Origin of the sequence: Mesorhizobium helmanticense (assembly GCF_003034915.1) — a bacterium.
Classification (GTDB): domain Bacteria; phylum Pseudomonadota; class Alphaproteobacteria; order Rhizobiales; family Rhizobiaceae; genus Mesorhizobium; species Mesorhizobium helmanticense.
Window position 1 is genome coordinate 133,368 of record NZ_PZJX01000029.1, and the last position, 18,520, is coordinate 151,887.

Genomic DNA, 18,520 nt, shown 5'->3' on the forward strand with positions numbered 1-18,520 from the left:
AGTGTCATTGTTAAACAATTGCTACTGGAAACAATAAAAGGCCGGGCAATTGCCCGGCCTTTGCAAGAGATACCGCCCGAGTTTACTTGATACGGGCGACGCCGCCCGAAATCTCGACCGTTTCGGAGCCAGTCAGGGCTTCGAGGTCACCATTCGGCAAGGTGACGAAACAGCCATTCGGGCAAAATTCCACGGTTTCGCCGGCGGCCAGCGCCAGCTCAGTCTTGCCGCCGCCTTCGGTTACGATCAGCGTGCGGGTCTCGGCGTCCTTGTTGACCGCGCTGGCTGCAAAAGCCGAACCGCCCACGGCAAGAAAAGCGATGGCGGCAACGACAGACTTCCACATTTTGCAATATCGGTGTCTCCACCGCCTCTGTTGCATTTCGCAAGGCATTCTCGCCCTTTGCATATGAGCTTATATGACATGGAAGCTGAACAGCAACTGAATGCCGCATTCATGCCGCAATTGGTTTCGTTGCCTTGGAACCTGGCTTCCTGGGCCAATTTCCTAGTCGGGATCCGGCTTGCGGGCCTTGCGTCTGGATTTTGCAAGGCGCTTCGCCTCGGCCTCGGCTTCGACCAACGCCTGCTCTCGTTCGGCGAATTCGGCCTCGATCTTGTCGTCGTCGATCGGCCATGCCTCATGCTTCTTCGTCTCGACGACGGCGCGCGGTTGCGACGGGATCTCGATATGCTCGCTGTGGAAGGCGTCAAGGACGGCGAAGCGGATGTCGTTCTGCACGATATTTCCATTCATCACGTCTGCCAGGAACACGCGGATTTCGAATTCGAGCGCTGCCGGCCCGAAATTGGTAAACAGCACGAAAGGTTCGGGGTTCTTCAGCACCAGCGCATGGCTGCGCGCGATCTCCAGCAGGACGGCATGGACCTGCTTGACGTCGCTGCCATAGGCGACACCCACCTTGATGTCGACGCGGCCAAGCTTGTTGCGATGCGTCCAATTGCCGACTGCATTGTTGATCAGGTTTGAATTGGGCAGGATCACCGACTGGCGCTGGAACGTCTCAATCTCGGTGGCGCGCACGCTGATCTTCTTGACCGTGCCGCTGATATCGCCGGCGACGATCCAGTCGCCGACCTTGAACGGCCGCTCCGCCAGCAGGATCAGGCCCGAGACGAAATTGGAGACGACGTTCTGCAGACCAAAGCCGATGCCAAGCGAAAGGGCGCCGGCGACGAGCGCGAGATTGGACAGATCGATACCCGCCGCCGAGACGCCGACGAGTGCCGCCAGCGCCACGCCGGCATAGCCGACCGCCAACCGGATCGAGTTGCGCACGCCGGTGTCGACCTTGCCGCGCGCCATGACCGAGCCGTCGAGCCAACCCTGGAACCAACGCGTCAGGAAATAACCGATGATGAATACGACGATGCCGGTCAGGATGCCGAGAAACGAGATGGTCACCGAGCCGATGGTGATGCCGGTGGCCAGCTTGTAGGCCCAGGCCTGGATGTCGCCGGGCTGGAAGCCCCACATCAAGAGGATCAGCGGCAGGAACACCAGCACAATCATGACATTGATGGCGATGCTGACGACCAGGCCGAGCTGGTCGAGGGCTGCGTCCTCATAGCTGGAAGTGGCCGAAAGCCACCGCCCGATCGAAGTGCCGGCGAAACCGCCTTCCTCGCCGATCTCCCGGGCCGAAAGGAAGCCTATATAGGCGGTGACCAGGATCGTGCCGGTGACGACGACCTGCCGAGAGACGAAAAAGCTAAGGCCGATATAGCCGAACAGCGCCGCCGCGATGGTGAAGAGGCCGAGCGCGATGGCAGTGTAGCGCAGCCACGCCGGCCAGGGACGCCAGCTTCCGTCAGGCGCCTTGAACGGTCTTAGCAACGCCATCAGGATCAGGATGACGCCGACGATGATGGTGGCGACAAAGCTTCTGGCGATAGTCAGCGACAGCGGCGAGCCCATCTTGTCGTTGACGACCGACAGGAAACTGTTGATGCCGATGACCACCGCCATGGCGGTGGTCAGCCGGACCAGCCAACGCGCCGGACCCGTTTCGACCGGTATGAGACGCCAGTTCGGCAGCCGCGGCTCAAGCGCCGCATTGGTCAGCCGGTTGACGCAGAACACCACCGCGATGACGGCGGCCAGGGCATTCAGGAACACCCCGATGTCGCCACGCAACACATTGTAATAGTTGAAAAAGAAAACCGTCGAAGCCAGGAATACGCCGACCGCCAGCGTCGGCAGCAATGTCGACCAGAACGCCACCGACAGCCGGCTGAGATAGGACGGATCCTCAACGGAGGGATCCGCTTCGAAGATACGTCCGAACAGCCGCCGCCCGCCGACAAAGAGCACCGCGGCGAGTGCAAGCGCCATCAAGGCCGCTGCAAGGACGGCCTGGAACTTGAACTTGATGGCGAAGGTCAGCCAGGACGATACCGCCCTGTAGAGGCCGGTATATTCATTCTGGGCGTCGGCGAACACTTGCGGGCTTAGCGCGTCGGACAGTTCATAGTGCTTGGTCAGCACATTGCGGAAGAGCGCGCTGCGCATGGCGCCGATCTTGTCGATCAATCCGCTGATGCGGATCGACAAATTTTGCGCGCTGGCGATGACGGCGTTGATCTCGGCCTTTTCGGCCGCCAGGGCCCCGCGCTCGCTGGCGACGATCTCGGGCTCCGGCGGCTGACCCTCGGCCGGCGGCGCGCCCAGCACCTCGATACGGGCATTGATGTCGGAGAGACGCGAGCGGAACGCCAGCGCGCTGGTCAGTGCGGCCCGCGACATCTCCTCCAGTTGCAGGCGAATATCGACGAGGCCGGCGTCGTCCTCGCCGTCCTGCTGCATCTTCTTCTCGAGGTCGTCGGTCTTGGCCGACAGATCCTGGATGGCCTTCTGCTGCTCCGCGATCAGCGCGGCGGAGCCCTGGCCGATCGCCTGCGCCATCGCATCGAACGACGGCGCTGACACGACGACCAGCGCAAGGATCAGAACCAGGCGGAGCAATCTGAAGACCATGATCTGTTGGCGACTCGCGAACGGCAATGCAGCGCTGAAAACGCCTCCTTGATAAAGACGCTCATATCACGGGGCAAGCCATCGCGCCCGCCGCGTTTTCGGAGTCGGCCAGTCGAAAAGCGATGGCGCAATATTGGCTTTGCGCCGGTGGCCTGCTCTATAGTCTGCCGCATCGCCCACGAAGGATGACAAAAGGAATGGCGGAATATTCGGCGTTTTCGCTTCTCAAAAACGCATTGACCGGCAACAAGGACTGGAAGCCGGCCTGGCGCAAGCCGGACCCGAAGGCATCCTATGACGTGATTGTCATCGGCGGTGGCGGCCATGGTCTGTCGACCGCCTATTATCTCGCCAAGGAGCACGGCATCACCAATGTCGCCGTGCTCGAGAGGGGCTGGCTGGGATCAGGCAATGTCGGCCGCAACACCACGGCTGTGCGCTCCAACTATCTGCTGCCCGCCAATACGCGTTTTTACGAACATTCGATGAAGCTGTGGGAGAACCTCTCGCACGACCTCAACTACAACGTCATGTTCTCGCAGCGCGGCTGCCTGAATCTAGCCCATACGCCCGGCCAGTTTGATGATCTTGCCCGGCGCGGCAATGCCATGCGCCATCTCGGCGTCGACGCCGAGCTGATGACGACAGCCGAGATCGCGCGCCTCGTCCCGGCGCTGGACGTCTCCGGTTCGGCGCGCTTCCCAATTGTCGGCGGCCTGATGCAGCGGCGCGCCGGCACCGCCCGCCACGATGCGGTGGCCTGGGGCTACGCGCGCGGCGCCGACCGTCGCGGCGTCGACATCGTCGAGAATTGCGAGGTCACCGGCTTCCTGCGCGATGGCGACCGCATCACAGGTGTCTCGACGACGCGCGGCGAGATCCGCGCCAAGAAGGTGGCGCTTGCGGTTGCCGGAAGCACCGGCCGCGTCATGCAGCTTGCCGGCATCGACCATATGCCGATCGAGAGCCATGTGCTGCAGGCCTTCGTCTCTGAATCGCTGAAGCCGATCATCGATACGATCCTGACCTTCGGCATGGGACACTTCTACATCTCGCAGTCGGACAAGGGCGGCCTGGTCTATGGCGGCGACCTCGACGGCTACAACAGCTACGCCCAGCGCGGCAGCCTGCCGATCGTCGACGAGGTGATGAGCGAGATGCTGGCGCTGTTCCCCGGCCTCGCTCGCGTGCGCATGCTGCGCTCCTGGGGCGGCGTCTGCGACATGTCGATGGACGGCTCGCCGATCATCACCACCGGCCCGCTGCCGGGCATGTATCTCAATTGCGGCTGGTGCTACGGCGGCTTCAAGGCAACGCCGGCGTCCGGCTGGTGCTTTGCCTGGACCATCGCCAAGGACGAGCCGCACGACTTCAACGCGCCCTTCACGCTCGACCGTTTCTATCGCGGCCTGGTGATCGACGACAAAGGCCAGGGCGCGACGCCTCGGATGCATTAGGTAGAAGAAATGCTGATCACCTGTCCCTATTGCGGCCCGCGCGACGTCCTCGAATTCACCTATCAGGGCGACGGCAACCGTGAACGCCCTCAACCCGCTTCGCAGAATCTCGATGCATGGAATGCCTATGTCTACGACCGGCTGAACCCGGCTGGCGACCACAACGAGATCTGGCAGCACTCCGGCGGTTGCCGCTCTCATCTGAGGGTCGTGCGCAACACGCTGACACACGAGATCTCCAGCACTACCTTTGCGCGCGGCGACCACAAATCCGCGGCGCGGCACAAGGCGGGGGGTAAATCATGAGCCCGCGCCGCAGCGATACCGGCGGCCGGATCGACCGGCTGCGCACCATACGCTTCACCTTCGATGGCGCATCCTATACCGGCCATGCCGGCGACACGCTCGCTTCGGCGCTGCTGGCCAATGGCGTCAGCCTGTTCGGACGCTCGTTCAAATACCATCGTCCGCGCGGCGTGCTTACGGCTGGCGTCGAGGAACCGAACGCCCTGGTGACGGTGCTGCGCGGCGAGGTTCGCGAACCCAACATCGCCGCGACCATGATCGAGATCTATGACGGGCTGACGGCCGTCAGCCAGAACCGCTTCCCCTCGCTGTCCTGGGATGTCGGCGCCGTCAACCAGCTTGGCGGCAAGGTGCTGTCGGCCGGCTTCTACTACAAGACCTTCATGGGACCGGTGTTCGGCCCGCTAAAGGGCACGCGCTTCTGGATGTTCTGCGAGCATTTCATCCGCCGCGCCGCCGGCCTCGGCCGCGCCGGGACTGCTCCCGACACGGCGCGCTACGAGCGCATGAACGCATTCTGCGACGTTCTGGTGGTCGGCTCCGGCCCGGCCGGGCTGATAGCCGCCAAGGCCGCGACCGATCAGGGCGCACGCGTCATCCTCGCCGAGCTTGAGCCGCATTTCGGTGGTTCGGCCAACTGGTCAGGCGAGGTGATCGACGACATGCCGGCCGCCGATTGGGCGGCGCGAACCGCCGGCCAGCTCGAAGGCCATGACAATGTCCGCCTGCTGCCGCGCACCACCGTGTGGGGCTATTACGACGGCAACACGCTGGCTGCGCTCGAACGGGTCACCGACCACAAGGAAAACCCCGGCAAGGGTGAGCCGCGCCATCGCTACTGGGCCATTCGCGCCAAAACGGTGGTGCTGGCCACCGGCTCCTTCGAGCGGCCGCTGGTGTTTCCGGGCAACGATCGGCCGGGCGTGATGCTGGCCCATGCGGCAGAACGCTATGCCAATGAGTATGGCGTGCTGCCGGGCGACAGGATCGCGCTGTTCACCAACAATGACAGCGCCTATCGCGCAGCCCTTGCGCTGAAGAAGGCAGGAGCTGCGATCGTCGCCATTGTCGACGTGCGCCCGGAGCTTTCGAACGAAATGCGCAAGCTCGCCGGCGAAGCCGAGGCCGAGATCCTTGCCGGCCACGCCGTGGTCGCCACCGAAGGCGGCAAGGCGCTGTCCGGCCTCAAGGTGCAGCGCTTCGACATGGCGAGCGGCGCATTGAGCGGCGATGCGCGCAGCATCCATGCCGATTGCCTGCTGATGTCGGGCGGCTGGTCGCCGACCATCCATCTCGCCAGCCAGGCCGGCGCCAGGGCGGAATGGAACGAAGCGCTGCAAGCTTTCCTGCCACCAAAGCCAACACAGAAATGGATCGGCGCCGGTGCCTTCAACGGCCATTTCAAGACCCTCGAAGCAATATTGGACGGTCGCAACGCAGGCCTTTCGGCGGTCGGCGCAACAGGCACGCCGATGGCGTACCCGAGTATCGAATCCTTGCCTGGCGACCCTCGTCCGGCGCCGGTCTTCGAGATCAAGGCCAAGGGAAAAAGCTTTGTCGATTTCCAGCACGATGTGACGGCGGAGGATGTTCGGCTGGCGCATCGCGAAGGCTTCATCTCGGTCGAGCATCTCAAGCGCTACACAACGCTCGGCATGGCGACCGACCAGGGCAAGAACTCCAACATACCCGGCCTCGCCATCATGGCCGAGGCGCTGGGCAAGCCGATCCCCGAAGTCGGCACGACACGCTTTCGACCGCCCTATTCCGCAGTGTCGATCGGCTCGCTGGCCGCGGAACGCTTCGACGACATCAAGCCCGAGCGGCTGACGCCGATGCATGACTGGCACGTCGCCAATGGCGCGACCATGTATGCGGCCGGCCTCTGGTATCGCCCGATGATCTACGGGCTTTCAGGCGAGACGATCGAGCAGGCCTATGTGCGCGAAGCCAAGGCGACGCGCGAGAGCGCCGGCATCGTCGATGTCTCGACGCTGGGCAAGATCGCCGTGCAGGGTCCCGATGCGGCTGAGTTCCTCGATCGCGTCTACACCAACATGTTCTCGACGCTGGCCGTCGGCAAGGCGCGTTACGGGCTGATGCTGCGCGAGGACGGCCTTGCTTTCGACGATGGCACCACCTGGCGGCTCGGCGAGCAGGACTTCCTGATGACCACCACCACCGCCAATGCCGGCAAGGTGATGCAGCATCTGGAATACTTCCTTGACGTGATCTGGCCGGAGTTGAAAGTCCATGTCACCTCGGTGACCGACGAATGGGCGGGTGCCGCCATCGGCGGCCCAAAGGCGCGGGCAATTCTTGCCGCTTGCCTCACCGGCACCGCCGTCGACAACGCCACCTTGCCCTTCATGGGCATCGTGCGTGGCAAGATAGCCGGCGTGCCTGTCATGATCTGCCGGCTCTCCTTCTCCGGCGAGATGGCCTTCGAAGTCTATTGCGGCGCCGGCTATGGCACCCATGTCTGGGAAGCGCTGGTCGAGGCCGGCAAGCCATTCGGGCTGGTCACCTACGGGCTCGAGGCGCTGGGCACGATGCGCATCGAAAAGGGCCATGTCACCGGCGCCGAGATCGACGGCCGCACCACGGCGCGAGACCTGCATCTCGACTGGATGCTGTCCAAGAAGAAGCCCTTCATCGGCTCGGCGATGATGGATCGCGAGGGCCTGATCGCGCCCGACCGCCTCGAACTCGTCGGACTGATTGCGCTCGACAACCGGCCGCTCAACGGCGGCGCGCATGTCGTGGAAGTGCTCGACGAAGCCAATCCGCACGATTCCATCGGCCACATCACGGCCTGCTGCTATTCGCCAGCGCTCGGCAAGCACATCGCGCTGGCGCTGATCAAGGGCGGCAAGGCAAGGCACGGCTCGCGCGCCTTTGTCTCCGATCCGCTGCGCAACCGGTTCGGGCCGATCGAGATCGTCTCCAACCACTTCTACGATTCGGACGGGAGCCGCATGCATGGTTGAGCGCCAATCACCGCTTGAGCCGGTGCTGCAGGTCGGCTCGCATGGCAATTTCGAGCATGGCGTGGACATTATCCTGTCCGAAACGCAGCCGGGATCGATCTTGCAACTCGCTGCCTGGCCAGGCGAGGAGAAGAAGCTGATATCGGTCATCCGCACGGTCACCGGCCTTGCCCTGCCCGACGGCGCCGGCGGCGGCAGCACCGATGGTGCAAGGTCGGTATTTGGCTTTGCGCCGGGGAAATTCACCGTCGTCGACGAGGCAGAAGGCCTGGTCTCGGCCTTTGCCGGTGCCGTCACCCCGGCGATCGGCACGGTGACCGACCTGTCGCATGGCCGCACCGCGATCCGCATCGCCGGACCGAAGGCCGAATGGGTGCTGGCGAAGTTCTTCGCCATCGACTTCGCGCTGCCGGCCTTCCCGGTCGGCGCCGGCCGTTCCACGGTGCATCACGATGTCTTCGCGCAGATCCAGCGCACCGGCGCCGACCAGTTCGACGTCTACGTATTCCGCTCCTTCGCGCGCTCGTTCTGGAAGGCGCTCTGCCATGCCAGCGAGGAAGTCGGCTACGAGGTGCAGTAGCAGGCTGGCCGCTTGGCACTATGGACTGACACAACTGCTGCTTGAGCCTTGGGCCAGCCGGGAGGATAGATAGAATCACGGGCTCTTGTCGGGGCGAGCGCCCGCTCAGGCAACCGGTTCGACAATATCCTTTCATGACCGCGGAGACTTCGGCGACAGCCACAACCCGCTTTGCCCCGGCGGGCGAGGCGTCGATGCTTTTGCCGGCGACGGTGGCCTGTGGCGTCTTCATGACCAGCCTTGACCAGAATGTCGTGGTGACCGCCCTACCCGGCATCGGCGAAAGCCTGGCCCGGCCGCCCAGCCAGCTTGGCCTTCTGATCACCGTCTATGTCGCCAGCCTGATCATTTCGATGCCGGTTGGCGGCTGGGCCGCCGACCGCTTCGGCCTGCGCAACGTCTATTGCTTCGCCTTGCTCGTCTTCGCCACCGCCTCTGCACTGTGCGGCCTGTCCGGCGACCTCTGGACGCTGGTCGCCTCGCGCGCCTTGCAAGGCTTTGGCGGCGCGCTGATGGGAACGCTCGGCCAGATCGTCATCCTCTCGAGCTTTCCGCGCGACCGCACACTGAAGATAAACATGTACATCTCGCTGGCCGGCCAGTCGGGGCCACTGGTCGGCCCGCTGGTCGGCGGCGCGCTCACCACCTACGTTTCCTGGCGCTGGATCTTCTTCATCAACGTCCCCTTCGCGTTGACAGCCGCGCTGCTGGCGGCCTCGCTGTTCCCGACCACAACCAAGCCGGTTCGCACCTCATTCGATTTTCCGGGCTTCCTGCTCGTCGGCATTGGCATGGCGCTGCTCGTCTTCGGCATGGACTCGCTTGCCGCCAGGGATGCCACCGGCGGCATCGTCGCCGGCGAACTCGGGCTCGCCATCGCCATCCTTGCCGTGGCCGCCTTCTATTGCCTGCGCGCCCGCAACCCGCTCCTCGACCTCAATCTGCTGCGCATCCGCACGTTCCGCATCAGCTTCCTGACCGGTGGCGGCCTCGACACGATCGGCCTCAGCTCGGTCGTCTTCCTGCTACCGCTGATGTTCCAGCTAGGTTTCGGCATGAGCGCCGTACAAGCGGGGTCGCTGACCTTTGTCGCCGCGATCGGCTCGCTGCTGATGCGCTTCTTCATGCCGCGCGTCTTGAACCGTTTCGGCTTCCGGCGCGTGCTGATCTTCAACACGCCGGTTGCCGCTTGCCTGGTCGCCGGCTTTGCCTTCATGCAGGAGAGCGCTCCGACCTCGATCGTGCTCGCCTACATCTTCGTCTTCGGCATGTTCCGTTCGGTGCAATGGGCCTCGACCGGCAATCTCTCCTATTCGGACATCGCGCCCGAACAGCTCTCCCGCTTCAGCGCGCTCTATTACATATTATGGCAGCTTGCGGTGGCGATCAGCGTCGGCCTGGCGGCCGCATTGCTGTCGCTTCTGGCCGGCGGCGGGCATGCGAGCATCAACGATTTTCGCATCCTGTTCATCATCGAGGGCCTGATCACGCTGTGCGCGCTGTTCGCCTACCTCAAGCTGACGCCGCAGGACGGAGCTCACGTCAGCGGCCATGGCGCGCCGGTCAGTACGGAGTAAAGCAACCGAACCCGAAGGTTGCCTCACTTGGCGAACGTCACCCACTCATCGAGCGGCGCGCGGTCGGTGCGGAATTCGTTTTCGGGCTTGGACGTGTCCTCGTGGCCGAGCGCCATGCCGCAGACGACGATCTCTTCGTCAGGAATGTTGAGCACCGGCCTGATCTGCCGGTGATAGGGCGCGAAGGCTGCCTGCGGGCAGGTGTGCAGGCCCCTGCCCCGCGCCGCCACCATGATGTTCTGCAGGAACATGCCGTAGTCGATCCACGAGCCCTTGTTCAGCCGCCGGTCAACGGTGAAGATCATGCCCACCGGCGCGTCGAAGAAGACGAAGTTGCGGTCGTGCTGCGCACGCATCTTGTCGACCTCGCGCCGGCCGATGCCGAGCGCGCCGTAGAGGCCGAAACCGTTCGCCCGCCGCCGCGTGAGATAGGGTTCGAAGAACTGGTCGGGATAGTAGCGGTATTCGTCCCAGTCGGCCTTTTCGGCGCGGATGCCGGAATTGAGGATGGCGTCGGTGATCCGCTGCTTGACCTTGCCCTTGGTGACATAGACCCGCCATGGCTGCATGTTGGTGCCCGAAGGCGCACGCGCTGCAACGGCCAGAATTGCGCGGATCGTGTCGTCGTCGACCATGTCGGGCAGGAAGGCCCGCACCGACCGGCGCGATGTAATCGCCTCGTCGACGATTGCCATCGCAATACGGGTGTTGTCTTCCAGCATGGGCCGTCCCTTAGTCCCAGGTGCATGGTCGCCCAAAACGTCTAGCGGTTTGGACAGCGGCATGCACAAAACAAAGACTTAACGCGTCGCCTCAAGTCCCGACCGGACGCCCCCATTCGCCGTTCGCGGCCGAGCCTTTGCATGAACCGTCAAAAAGGCGCAAGCAATTCTTGTGGCTCCATGAAAATCCTCTTGATTTTTTCACAGACTTGACCTCTCATGAAATTTGTCGCGCATTTTTCACCAATAGCGATTTTCATTGAGAACCTGGCTTTGCCCTCAACCGCTATCCGACCGGAACAGGAAAACACCGAGCGGCTTTTGGCCGGCGACATCAGGGCGCTACGCAAGGCGCGCGGACTGACGCTGGCAGAGATCGGCCTGAAGCTTGGCCGTTCCGTCGGCTGGGTCAGCCAGGTCGAACGCGGTCTATCGACGCCCTCGCTCGGCGATCTCAGGGCTTTCGCGGAATTGTTCGGCGTGCCGGTCAGCCTGTTTTTCAGCCACGATGTGCCCGTCGAGAGCGAGCGCGGCGTGGTCGTGCGCGCCGGCAGCCGGCGCTCGCTTGGCACAAGCGAATCCGGGCTGGTGGAGGAGCTTCTGTCGCCCGATCTCGGCGGTAGCTTCGAGATGTTGCGTTCGGTCTTTGCACCGGGCTCGGAACTGAAGACCGAGGCGCGCCGACCGACGGAGGAAGCCGGTTATGTCGCGTCGGGTATCTTCGAGATCGAGATTGCCAGCGTCTGGCACAGGCTTGGCGAGGGAGACTCCTTTCGCTTTGACGGCAAGCCGTTCCGCTGGCGCAATCCGGGTGTCCAACCGGCGGTGGTCATCTGGGTGATTTCGCCGCCTGTTTACTAGACAAGGGGTTTTGACATGGCCGGTTTGCCGACCACGGCGCGCGTGGTGATCATCGGAGGCGGTGTCGTCGGCGCCTCGTCGCTCTATCACCTCGCCAAGGCGGGCTGGACCGACTGCGTGCTTCTGGAAAAGAACGAGCTGACATCCGGCTCGACATGGCATGCCGCCGGCAATGTGCCAACCTTCTCCTCGTCATGGTCGCTGATGAACATGCAGCGCTACTCAACCGAGCTCTATCGCGGGCTGGCCGACGCGGTCGACTATCCCATGAACTACCACGTCACCGGTTCGCTCAGGCTCGCTCATACGAAAGAGCGTATGCAGGAGTTCCAGCGCGCCAAGGGCATGGGCCGCTACCAGGGCATGGACATCGACGTGGTCGGGCTCGACGAGATCAAGCGCCGCTACCCCTTCATCGAAACCCATGAATTGAAGGGCGCGCTCTACGATCCAAGCGACGGCGATATCGACCCAGCGCAATTGACCCAGGCGCTTGCCAAGGGGGCGCGCGACATGGGCGCAAAGATCATCCGCTTCTGCCCGGTCACCGGCGTGCGCCGCGACGGGGACGAGTGGGTGGTTGTAACAGCGCAAGGCGAAATCCGCTGCGAGATCGTCGTCAACGCCGCCGGCTACCGCGCCGCCGAGGTCGGAAAAATGTTCGGCCGCGAGGTGCCGTTGATGGTGATGAGCCATCAATACATATTGTTTGAGGAAATCCCCGAGCTCGCCGCCCGGTCGAAAGAGCAAGGCAAGAAACTGCCGCTGCTGCGCGACGTCGACACCTCCTACTATCTGCGCCAGGAAAAGACCGGCATGAATCTCGGCCCCTATGAGCGCAATTGCCGCGCGCATTGGGCGACCCACAACGATCCGATGCCGGAGGATTTTTCCTTCCAGCTGTTCCCCGACGATCTCGACCGTCTCGAACATTATCTGGCCGACGCCGTCGCCCGCGTGCCGATCCTCGGCACCGCCGGCCTGTCCAAGGTCATCAATGGCCCGATCCCCTACGCACCGGACGGCAACCCACTGATCGGACCGATGCCCGGCGTGCCGAACGCTTTCGAGGCCTGCGTCTTCACCTTCGGCATCGCGCAAGGCGGCGGCGCCGGCAAGGTGCTGGCCGAATGGGTCACCGAAGGTCAGACTGAATGGGACATGTGGTCCTGCGACCCGCGCCGCTTCACTTCATTCGCTGCCGCGCCGGACTATTGCGTCGCCAAGGGCATGGAGATCTACGGCAACGAATACGCCATCCAGTTTCCACGCCATGCCTGGCCGGCCGGGCGCGACCGCAAGCTGTCGCCGATCCATGATCGCATCAAGGCGCGGGGCGCCCGCTTCGACGCCTACAATGGCTGGGAGCGCGCCACCTGGTATGCGCAGCCAGGCGACGACATTTCGGAGGAAGCCACTTTGACCTTCCGCCGTGATGGTCCCTGGCAGCAACGTGTCCGCGAGGAGTGCCTGGCGGTGCGCGACGCCGCCGGCATCCTCGACCTGCCCGGTTTTTCGCGGTTCAACCTCGAAGGTTCCGGCGCCGCCGAATGGCTGAGCCTCCAGGTGACCGGATTGGTGCCGAAGCCCGGCCGCATCGGCCTCGTCTATTTTTCCGACGACAAGGGCCGCATCGTCACCGAAATGTCCGTCGTGCGCCATGGCGAGGACCAGATGACGCTGATCACCGCGGCGGTGGCGCAATGGCACGATTTCGAATGGCTGAAGTCGCGCATGCCCAAAGAGGCGCCGTTCACGCTGATCGACTGGACCGAGGAATATTCGACGCAGATCCTCGCCGGTCCCAATTCACGAAAGATCCTCGCGGAGGTCTGCGCCGCCGATCTTGCCTTGCCCTGGCTCACGCATCAGGAAACCGGCATAGCCGGCCGTTGGGCGAAGCTGGTACGGGTGTCCTTTGCCGGCGAGCTTGGCTGGGAAATCCACACCAAGGTCGGCGACACCGCCGCCGTCTTCGATGCTGTTTGGGCCGCCGGCAAGAAGCACGGCCTGAAACCGTTCGGCATGTACGCGCTGGATTCACTGCGGCTCGAAAAAGGCTACCGCGCCTGGAAGGACGACCTGTCGACCGATTACTCGATCCTGCAAGGCGGGCTGGAGCGCTTCGTCAAATGGGACAAGCCCGAATTCCGCGGCAAGGCGGCGCTGCTGAACGAGAAGCAGCAAGGCGTGAAGAAGCGTTTCGTCACGCTGGTCGTCGAAAACCCCGGCGACAGCGACGCGCCCTACATGTCGACGCTCTGGCATGACGGCAAGATCGTCGGCGAAACGACATCCGGCGGCTGGGGCCATCGCATCGACAAGTCGATCGCGCTCGGCATGCTGCGCGCCGACCTGACCGAACCCGGCACCACGGTCGAAGTCGAGATCTTCGGCGACCGCTTCAAGGCGGTGGTGCAGAAGGATGAACCGCTGTGGGATCCGAAGAACGAAAGATTGCGCGCATGAAGTCCGTCATCCTCACCGACGGCGGCATGGGCCAGGAACTGGTCCGCCGCAGCAAATCCGAGCCGACGCCACTATGGTCGGCCAGGGTGTTGATCGACGAGCCCGATCTGGTGCGCGACCTGCATGCGGAATTCATCCGGGCGGGCGCCCGCGTCATCACCATCAACACCTATTCGGCGACGCCAGAGCGGCTCGCGCGGGAAGGAGCACAAGACCTCTTCGGGTCGCTGCAAAAACGCGGCATCGAGCTCGCAAGGCAGGCTCGCGACGAAGCCGGCGGCGTGGCCATCGCCGGCTGCCTGTCGCCGCTGTTCGGCAGCTACGCTCCGGCGCTGACCATTTCCCTCCAGGAGACGCTCGACACCTACCGCCGTATCGTCGCCGAGCAGGCTGAAGGCGTCGATCTGTTCCTGTGCGAGACCATGGCCTCGGCCGAGGAAGCACGCGCCGCCGTCACCGCAGCCTCTGAAAGCGGTAAGCCGATATGGGTGTCGTGGACGCTTGCCGATCACGGCACGCCGCGCCTGCGCAGCGGCGAGAAGATCGCGGCGGCATCGAACGCGCTCGACGGCCTGCCGATCGCGGCCAGACTGATCAATTGCTGCCGGCCTGAAGCTATCAGCGCGGCACTGCCCGAACTGATCGCTCTCGGCGGCCAGGTTGGCGCCTATGCCAATGGCTTCACGTCGATCGAAGCGCTCAAGCATGGCGGCACCGTCCATGTCCTACACGCCCGCCACGACCTTGATCCGGAGGCCTATGCCGACCACGCCGTCGGCTGGGTCGAAGCCGGCGCCGGCATCGTCGGTGGTTGCTGTGAAGTCGGCCCGGCCCACATCGCCACCCTGCGCGACCGGCTCGAACGGGCCGGCTACGAAATCTCGGGAATTTGATCATGCCCAGACCATCATCGCGTATTTCCGCCATCGTGCCTTCGGGCAAGGATGGCTGGGAGGTTCATTCCGCCGCCTGGGCACGCAAGGAGGCCGGTGAGGACATCATCATGCTGTCGATCGGCGACCATGATTTCGATACGCCGAGCCAGACGATCGAAGCCTGCGTGACGGCGGTTCGCGGCAGCAATCACCACTACACGCCGCTTCCCGGCCTGCCGCGCCTGCGCAAGGCCATGGCGGCGGCCTCGACCGCCTGCACCGGCGTTGCGACCAGCCCCGACCAGGTCATCGCCACGCAGGGCGGACAGGCAGCGCTCTACGCTGCCGTGCAGGCCGTCCTCGACCAGGGCGACCACGCCATCGTGGTCGCGCCCTATTACGCGACGTATCCAAATACGTTCAGTGCCGTGGGTGTGGAATTCACCGTGGTCGAGACGCCCGCAGAGGATGGCTTCCAACCCCACGCGGACATGATCCGCGCGACACTTCGGCCGAACACGCGCGCCATCCTCATCAACACGCCGAACAATCCGACCGGCGCCGTCTACTCGCGACAGCATCTTGAAGAGCTGGCGCAGATCTGCCGCGAGCATGACCTCTGGCTGCTGTCGGACGAAGTCTACTGGACGCTCGGTGGCGGCGAGCATATCTCGCCCCGCAGCTTGCCCGGCATGGCCGAACGCACGCTGGTCATCAATTCGATGTCCAAGAGCCACGGCATGACCGGCTGGCGCATGGGCTGGCTGACCGGCCCCGAAGCGATGATTTCGCTGCTGATCAACCTCAATCTGGTGACGACCTACGGCCTGCCGGCCTTCATCAGCATCGCCTGCGCCGAAGCGCTCGAAAACGGTTACGGCGTCAAGGAGATTGCCGAACGCTATGCGGCGCGGCGCACCCTCTTCCTCGACGCCATGCGCGGCATGAACGACGTCACCGTACGCGGCTCCGAAGGCGGCATGTTTGCCATGCTCGATATCTCAGCCATCGAGCCGGATGACGAGAAATTCGCCTGGGCCTTGCTCGACAAGGAAAAGGTCGGCGTCATGCCGGGCTCCAGCTTCGGCGAGGCGGCCGCCGGCCACATCCGCGTCAGCCTTTGCCAGCCCGAGCCCGTGCTCAGGGAAGCTGCGCTTCGCCTGCGCCGTTTTGCTTCCAACTATCGCCGCGAGGCCGCATGACCGCCAAGACGATCCCCAGCAAAGCAAGGGCCGTCATCATCGGCGGCGGTGTTTCCGGCTGCTCGGTCGCCTATCATCTGGCCAAGCTCGGCTGGACCGACATCGTTCTCCTCGAACGCAAGCAACTCACTTGCGGCACGACATGGCACGCCGCCGGCCTGATCGGCCAGTTGCGCGGCTCGCAGAACATGACCCGGCTGGCGAAATATTCGGCCGATCTCTACGTCAAGCTGGAAGCCGAGACCGAGGTCGGCACCGGCATGCGCCAGGTCGGCTCGATCACCGTGGCGCTGACCGAGGAACGCAAGCACGAAATCTACCGGCAGGCGTCTCTCGCCCGCGCCTTCGATGTCGATGTGCGCGAGATTTCACCCAATGAAGTCAAGGAGATGTACCCACATCTCAACGTTTCCGATGTGGTCGGCGCGGTGCATTTGCCGCTCGACGGCCAGTGTGACCCGGCCAACATCGCCATGGCGTTGGCCAAGGGTGCACGCCAGCGCGGCGCCACCATCGTCGAGAACGTGAAGGTCACCAAGGTTCACACCAAAGCCGGCCGCGTCACCGGCGTTTCCTGGGCGCAAGGCGACGAGCAAGGCACGATCGAGGCCGACATCGTCGTCAACTGCGCCGGCATGTGGGCGCGTGAACTCGGTGCCCGGAACGGCGTCACCATCCCGCTGCATGCCTGCGAGCATTTTTACCTCGTCACCGAGCCGATCCCCGGGCTGACCCGCCTGCCGGTGCTGCGCGTGCCGGACGAGTGCGCCTACTACAAGGAGGATGCCGGCAAGATGATGCTCGGCGCCTTCGAACCGGTGGCCAAGCCGTGGGGCATGGAGGGCATTCGCGAAGATTTCTGTTTCGATCAATTGCCCGAGGACATGGAGCATTTCGAGCCGATCCTCGAAATGGGCGTCAACCGCATGCCGATGCTGGCAACCGCCGGGATCCATACCTTCTTCAACGGCCCCGAAAGCTTCACGCCTGACGATCGCTACTATCTCGGCGAGGCGCCGGAACTGTCCGGCTACTGGATGGCGACCGGCTACAACTCGATCGGCATCGTCTCTTCCGGCGGCGCCGGCATGGCTCTGGCGCAATGGATCAACGATGGCGAAGCGCCCTTCGACCTCTGGGAGGTCGACATCCGCCGCGCCCAGCCGTTCCAGAAAAACCGCCGCTATCTCAAGGAGCGCGTCTCCGAAACGCTCGGCCTGCTCTATGCCGACCATTTTCCCTACCGGCAGTTTGCGACGTCACGTGGTGTCCGCCGCTCGCCGCTGCACGAACATCTGAAGGCGTGCGGCGCGGTGTTCGGCGAGGTCGCCGGCTGGGAGCGCGCCAACTGGTTTGCCCGCGAAGGCCAGGAGCGCGAATACCGCTATTCCTGGAAGCGGCAGAACTGGTTCGACAACCAGCGCGAGGAGCATCTGGCGATCCGCAACGGCGTCGGCCTGTTCGACATGACTTCCTTCGGCAAGATCCGCGTCGAGGGGCGCGATGCCTGTGCTTTCCTGCAAAGGCTGTGCGCCAACGACGTGGACGTGGCGCCAGGCAAGATCGTCTACACCCAGATGCTCAACCGGCGCGGCGGCATCGAGAGCGACCTCACCGTCTCGCGGCTTTCGGAAACGGCCTATTTCCTCGTCGTACCGGGCGCCACGCTGCAGCGCGATCTGGCCTGGCTGCGCAAGCATCTTGCCGACGAATTCGTCGTCATATCGGATGTGACGGCGGCCGAAGCCGTGCTCTGCCTGATGGGTCCGGAGGCACGGAAGCTGATTCAAAAGGTGAGCCCAAACGATTTCTCCAATGAAACCAATCCGTTCGGCACGTTTCAGGAGATCGAGATCGGCATGGGCTTGGCCCGCGCCCACCGCGTCACCTATGTCGGCGAACTCGGCTGGGAGCTCTATGTCTCGACCGACCAGGCAGCCCATGTCTTCGAGGCGATCGCCGAGGCCGGCGCGGAAGTCGGCCTGAAACTTTGCGGCCTGCACACGCTGGATTCCTGCCGCATCGAAAAGGCCTTCCGCCATTTCGGCCACGACATCACGGACGAGGACAATGTGCTGGAAGCCGGGCTCGGCTTTGCTGTGAAGACCGCGAAGGGCGATTTTCTCGGCCGCGATGCGGTATTGAGGAAAAAGGATGCCGGCCTGTCACGCCGGCTGGTCCAGTTCCGGCTGAGGGACCCGCAGCCCCTGCTCTTCCACAATGAGGCGATCCTGCGCGACGGCAAGATCGTCGGCCCGATAACCTCAGGCAATTACGGCCATCATCTTGGCGGGGCGATTGGCCTGGGCTACGTGCCGTGCAAGGGCGAGAGCGAGGCGGACGTGCTTGCCTCGTCCTACGAGATCGAGATCGCCGGCGAGCGCTTCGCCGCCGAAGCGTCGCTCAAGCCGATGTATGATCCGAAGTCGGAACGGGTGCGGATGTAGCGCCTCTTATCCTTCTCCCCTTGTGGGAGAAGGTGG

Annotated in this window: 13 protein-coding genes; 10 read left to right on the top strand and 3 right to left on the bottom strand. The window is 63.7% G+C overall.

The window, feature by feature from the left end; translation table 11 throughout:
- Positions 1 to 82 precede the first annotated feature (82 nt).
- Together C9427_RS17070 and C9427_RS17075 are read right to left on the bottom strand one after the other, a co-directional pair.
- Positions 83 to 346 carry a hypothetical protein gene (locus C9427_RS17070; protein WP_006335571.1) on the bottom strand — a complete coding sequence of 88 codons (264 nt, stop codon included), beginning with the start codon at positions 344 to 346 and terminating at the stop codon, positions 83 to 85.
- Between the two features lie 162 nt (positions 347 to 508).
- A complete protein-coding gene (locus C9427_RS17075; protein WP_107650302.1) occupies positions 509 to 2,998 on the bottom strand; it encodes a mechanosensitive ion channel family protein in 2,490 nt (829 codons plus the stop codon).
- A gap of 197 nt (positions 2,999 to 3,195) precedes the next feature.
- Here C9427_RS17075 and C9427_RS17080 point away from each other — a divergent pair, with 197 nt between their 5' ends.
- From C9427_RS17080 to C9427_RS17100, 5 genes are all read left to right on the top strand, one after another.
- Positions 3,196 to 4,455 carry a sarcosine oxidase subunit beta gene (locus tag C9427_RS17080; protein ID WP_107650416.1) on the top strand — a complete coding sequence of 420 codons (1,260 nt, stop codon included), beginning with the start codon at positions 3,196 to 3,198 and terminating at the stop codon, positions 4,453 to 4,455.
- Between the two features lie 9 nt (positions 4,456 to 4,464).
- Complete coding sequence (locus C9427_RS17085) at positions 4,465 to 4,761, top strand: sarcosine oxidase subunit delta (protein ID WP_107650303.1); 297 nt, start codon at positions 4,465 to 4,467, stop codon at positions 4,759 to 4,761.
- Positions 4,758 to 7,751 (top strand): sarcosine oxidase subunit alpha, encoded by a 2,994-nt coding sequence (locus tag C9427_RS17090; protein ID WP_107650304.1) that lies wholly within the window; start codon positions 4,758 to 4,760, stop codon positions 7,749 to 7,751. The genes C9427_RS17085 and C9427_RS17090 overlap by 4 nt, the downstream gene beginning before the upstream one ends.
- Positions 7,744 to 8,331, top strand: coding sequence for a sarcosine oxidase subunit gamma (locus C9427_RS17095; protein ID WP_107650305.1), 588 nt, complete (start codon positions 7,744 to 7,746; stop codon positions 8,329 to 8,331). Before C9427_RS17090 ends, C9427_RS17095 begins: the two co-directional genes overlap by 8 nt.
- A gap of 134 nt (positions 8,332 to 8,465) precedes the next feature.
- A complete protein-coding gene (locus tag C9427_RS17100; RefSeq protein ID WP_107650306.1) occupies positions 8,466 to 9,908 on the top strand; it encodes an MFS transporter in 1,443 nt (480 codons plus the stop codon).
- 23 nt (positions 9,909 to 9,931) lie between these two features.
- On the opposite strand, the gene C9427_RS17105 is transcribed toward C9427_RS17100, so the two are convergent.
- Entirely contained in the window at positions 9,932 to 10,630 is a 699-nt protein-coding gene (locus C9427_RS17105) for a nitroreductase (RefSeq protein WP_107650307.1), read from the bottom strand.
- Positions 10,631 to 10,903: 273 nt separating this feature from the next.
- Here C9427_RS17105 and C9427_RS17110 point away from each other — a divergent pair, with 273 nt between their 5' ends.
- Genes C9427_RS17110 through C9427_RS17130 form a run of 5 tightly spaced genes read left to right on the top strand, consistent with a single transcriptional unit; the run spans position 10,904 to position 18,484 of the window.
- Entirely contained in the window at positions 10,904 to 11,491 is a 588-nt protein-coding gene (locus C9427_RS17110; RefSeq protein ID WP_167434384.1) for a helix-turn-helix domain-containing protein, read from the top strand.
- A 15-nt stretch (positions 11,492 to 11,506) separates the two neighbouring features.
- Positions 11,507 to 13,960: a GcvT family protein gene (locus C9427_RS17115; protein WP_107650308.1), complete on the top strand. Its 2,454-nt coding sequence runs from the start codon at positions 11,507 to 11,509 to the stop codon at positions 13,958 to 13,960.
- A complete protein-coding gene (locus C9427_RS17120; RefSeq protein WP_107650309.1) occupies positions 13,957 to 14,853 on the top strand; it encodes a homocysteine S-methyltransferase family protein in 897 nt (298 codons plus the stop codon). Before C9427_RS17115 ends, C9427_RS17120 begins: the two co-directional genes overlap by 4 nt.
- 2 nt (positions 14,854 to 14,855) lie before the next feature.
- A complete protein-coding gene (locus C9427_RS17125; protein WP_107650310.1) occupies positions 14,856 to 16,037 on the top strand; it encodes a pyridoxal phosphate-dependent aminotransferase in 1,182 nt (393 codons plus the stop codon).
- Positions 16,034 to 18,484, top strand: a complete 2,451-nt coding sequence (locus tag C9427_RS17130; protein ID WP_107650311.1) for a GcvT family protein — start codon at positions 16,034 to 16,036, stop codon at positions 18,482 to 18,484. Before C9427_RS17125 ends, C9427_RS17130 begins: the two co-directional genes overlap by 4 nt.
- The last annotated feature ends 36 nt before the right edge of the window (positions 18,485 to 18,520 follow it).

What these genes read in the sequence shown, in the direction of transcription:
- C9427_RS17070 (WP_006335571.1), bottom strand. Translation starts at nt 346, where the DNA reads ATGTGGAAGTCTGTCGTTGCCGCCATCGCTTTTCTTGCCGTGGGCGGT.
- C9427_RS17075 (WP_107650302.1), bottom strand. Translation starts at nt 2,998, where the DNA reads ATGGTCTTCAGATTGCTCCGCCTGGTTCTGATCCTTGCGCTGGTCGTC.
- C9427_RS17080 (WP_107650416.1), top strand. Translation starts at nt 3,196, where the DNA reads ATGGCGGAATATTCGGCGTTTTCGCTTCTCAAAAACGCATTGACCGGC.
- C9427_RS17085 (WP_107650303.1), top strand. Translation starts at nt 4,465, where the DNA reads ATGCTGATCACCTGTCCCTATTGCGGCCCGCGCGACGTCCTCGAATTC.
- C9427_RS17090 (WP_107650304.1), top strand. Translation starts at nt 4,758, where the DNA reads ATGAGCCCGCGCCGCAGCGATACCGGCGGCCGGATCGACCGGCTGCGC.
- C9427_RS17095 (WP_107650305.1), top strand. Translation starts at nt 7,744, where the DNA reads ATGGTTGAGCGCCAATCACCGCTTGAGCCGGTGCTGCAGGTCGGCTCG.
- C9427_RS17100 (WP_107650306.1), top strand. Translation starts at nt 8,466, where the DNA reads ATGACCGCGGAGACTTCGGCGACAGCCACAACCCGCTTTGCCCCGGCG.
- C9427_RS17105 (WP_107650307.1), bottom strand. Translation starts at nt 10,630, where the DNA reads ATGCTGGAAGACAACACCCGTATTGCGATGGCAATCGTCGACGAGGCG.
- C9427_RS17115 (WP_107650308.1), top strand. Translation starts at nt 11,507, where the DNA reads ATGGCCGGTTTGCCGACCACGGCGCGCGTGGTGATCATCGGAGGCGGT.
- C9427_RS17120 (WP_107650309.1), top strand. Translation starts at nt 13,957, where the DNA reads ATGAAGTCCGTCATCCTCACCGACGGCGGCATGGGCCAGGAACTGGTC.
- C9427_RS17125 (WP_107650310.1), top strand. Translation starts at nt 14,856, where the DNA reads ATGCCCAGACCATCATCGCGTATTTCCGCCATCGTGCCTTCGGGCAAG.
- C9427_RS17130 (WP_107650311.1), top strand. Translation starts at nt 16,034, where the DNA reads ATGACCGCCAAGACGATCCCCAGCAAAGCAAGGGCCGTCATCATCGGC.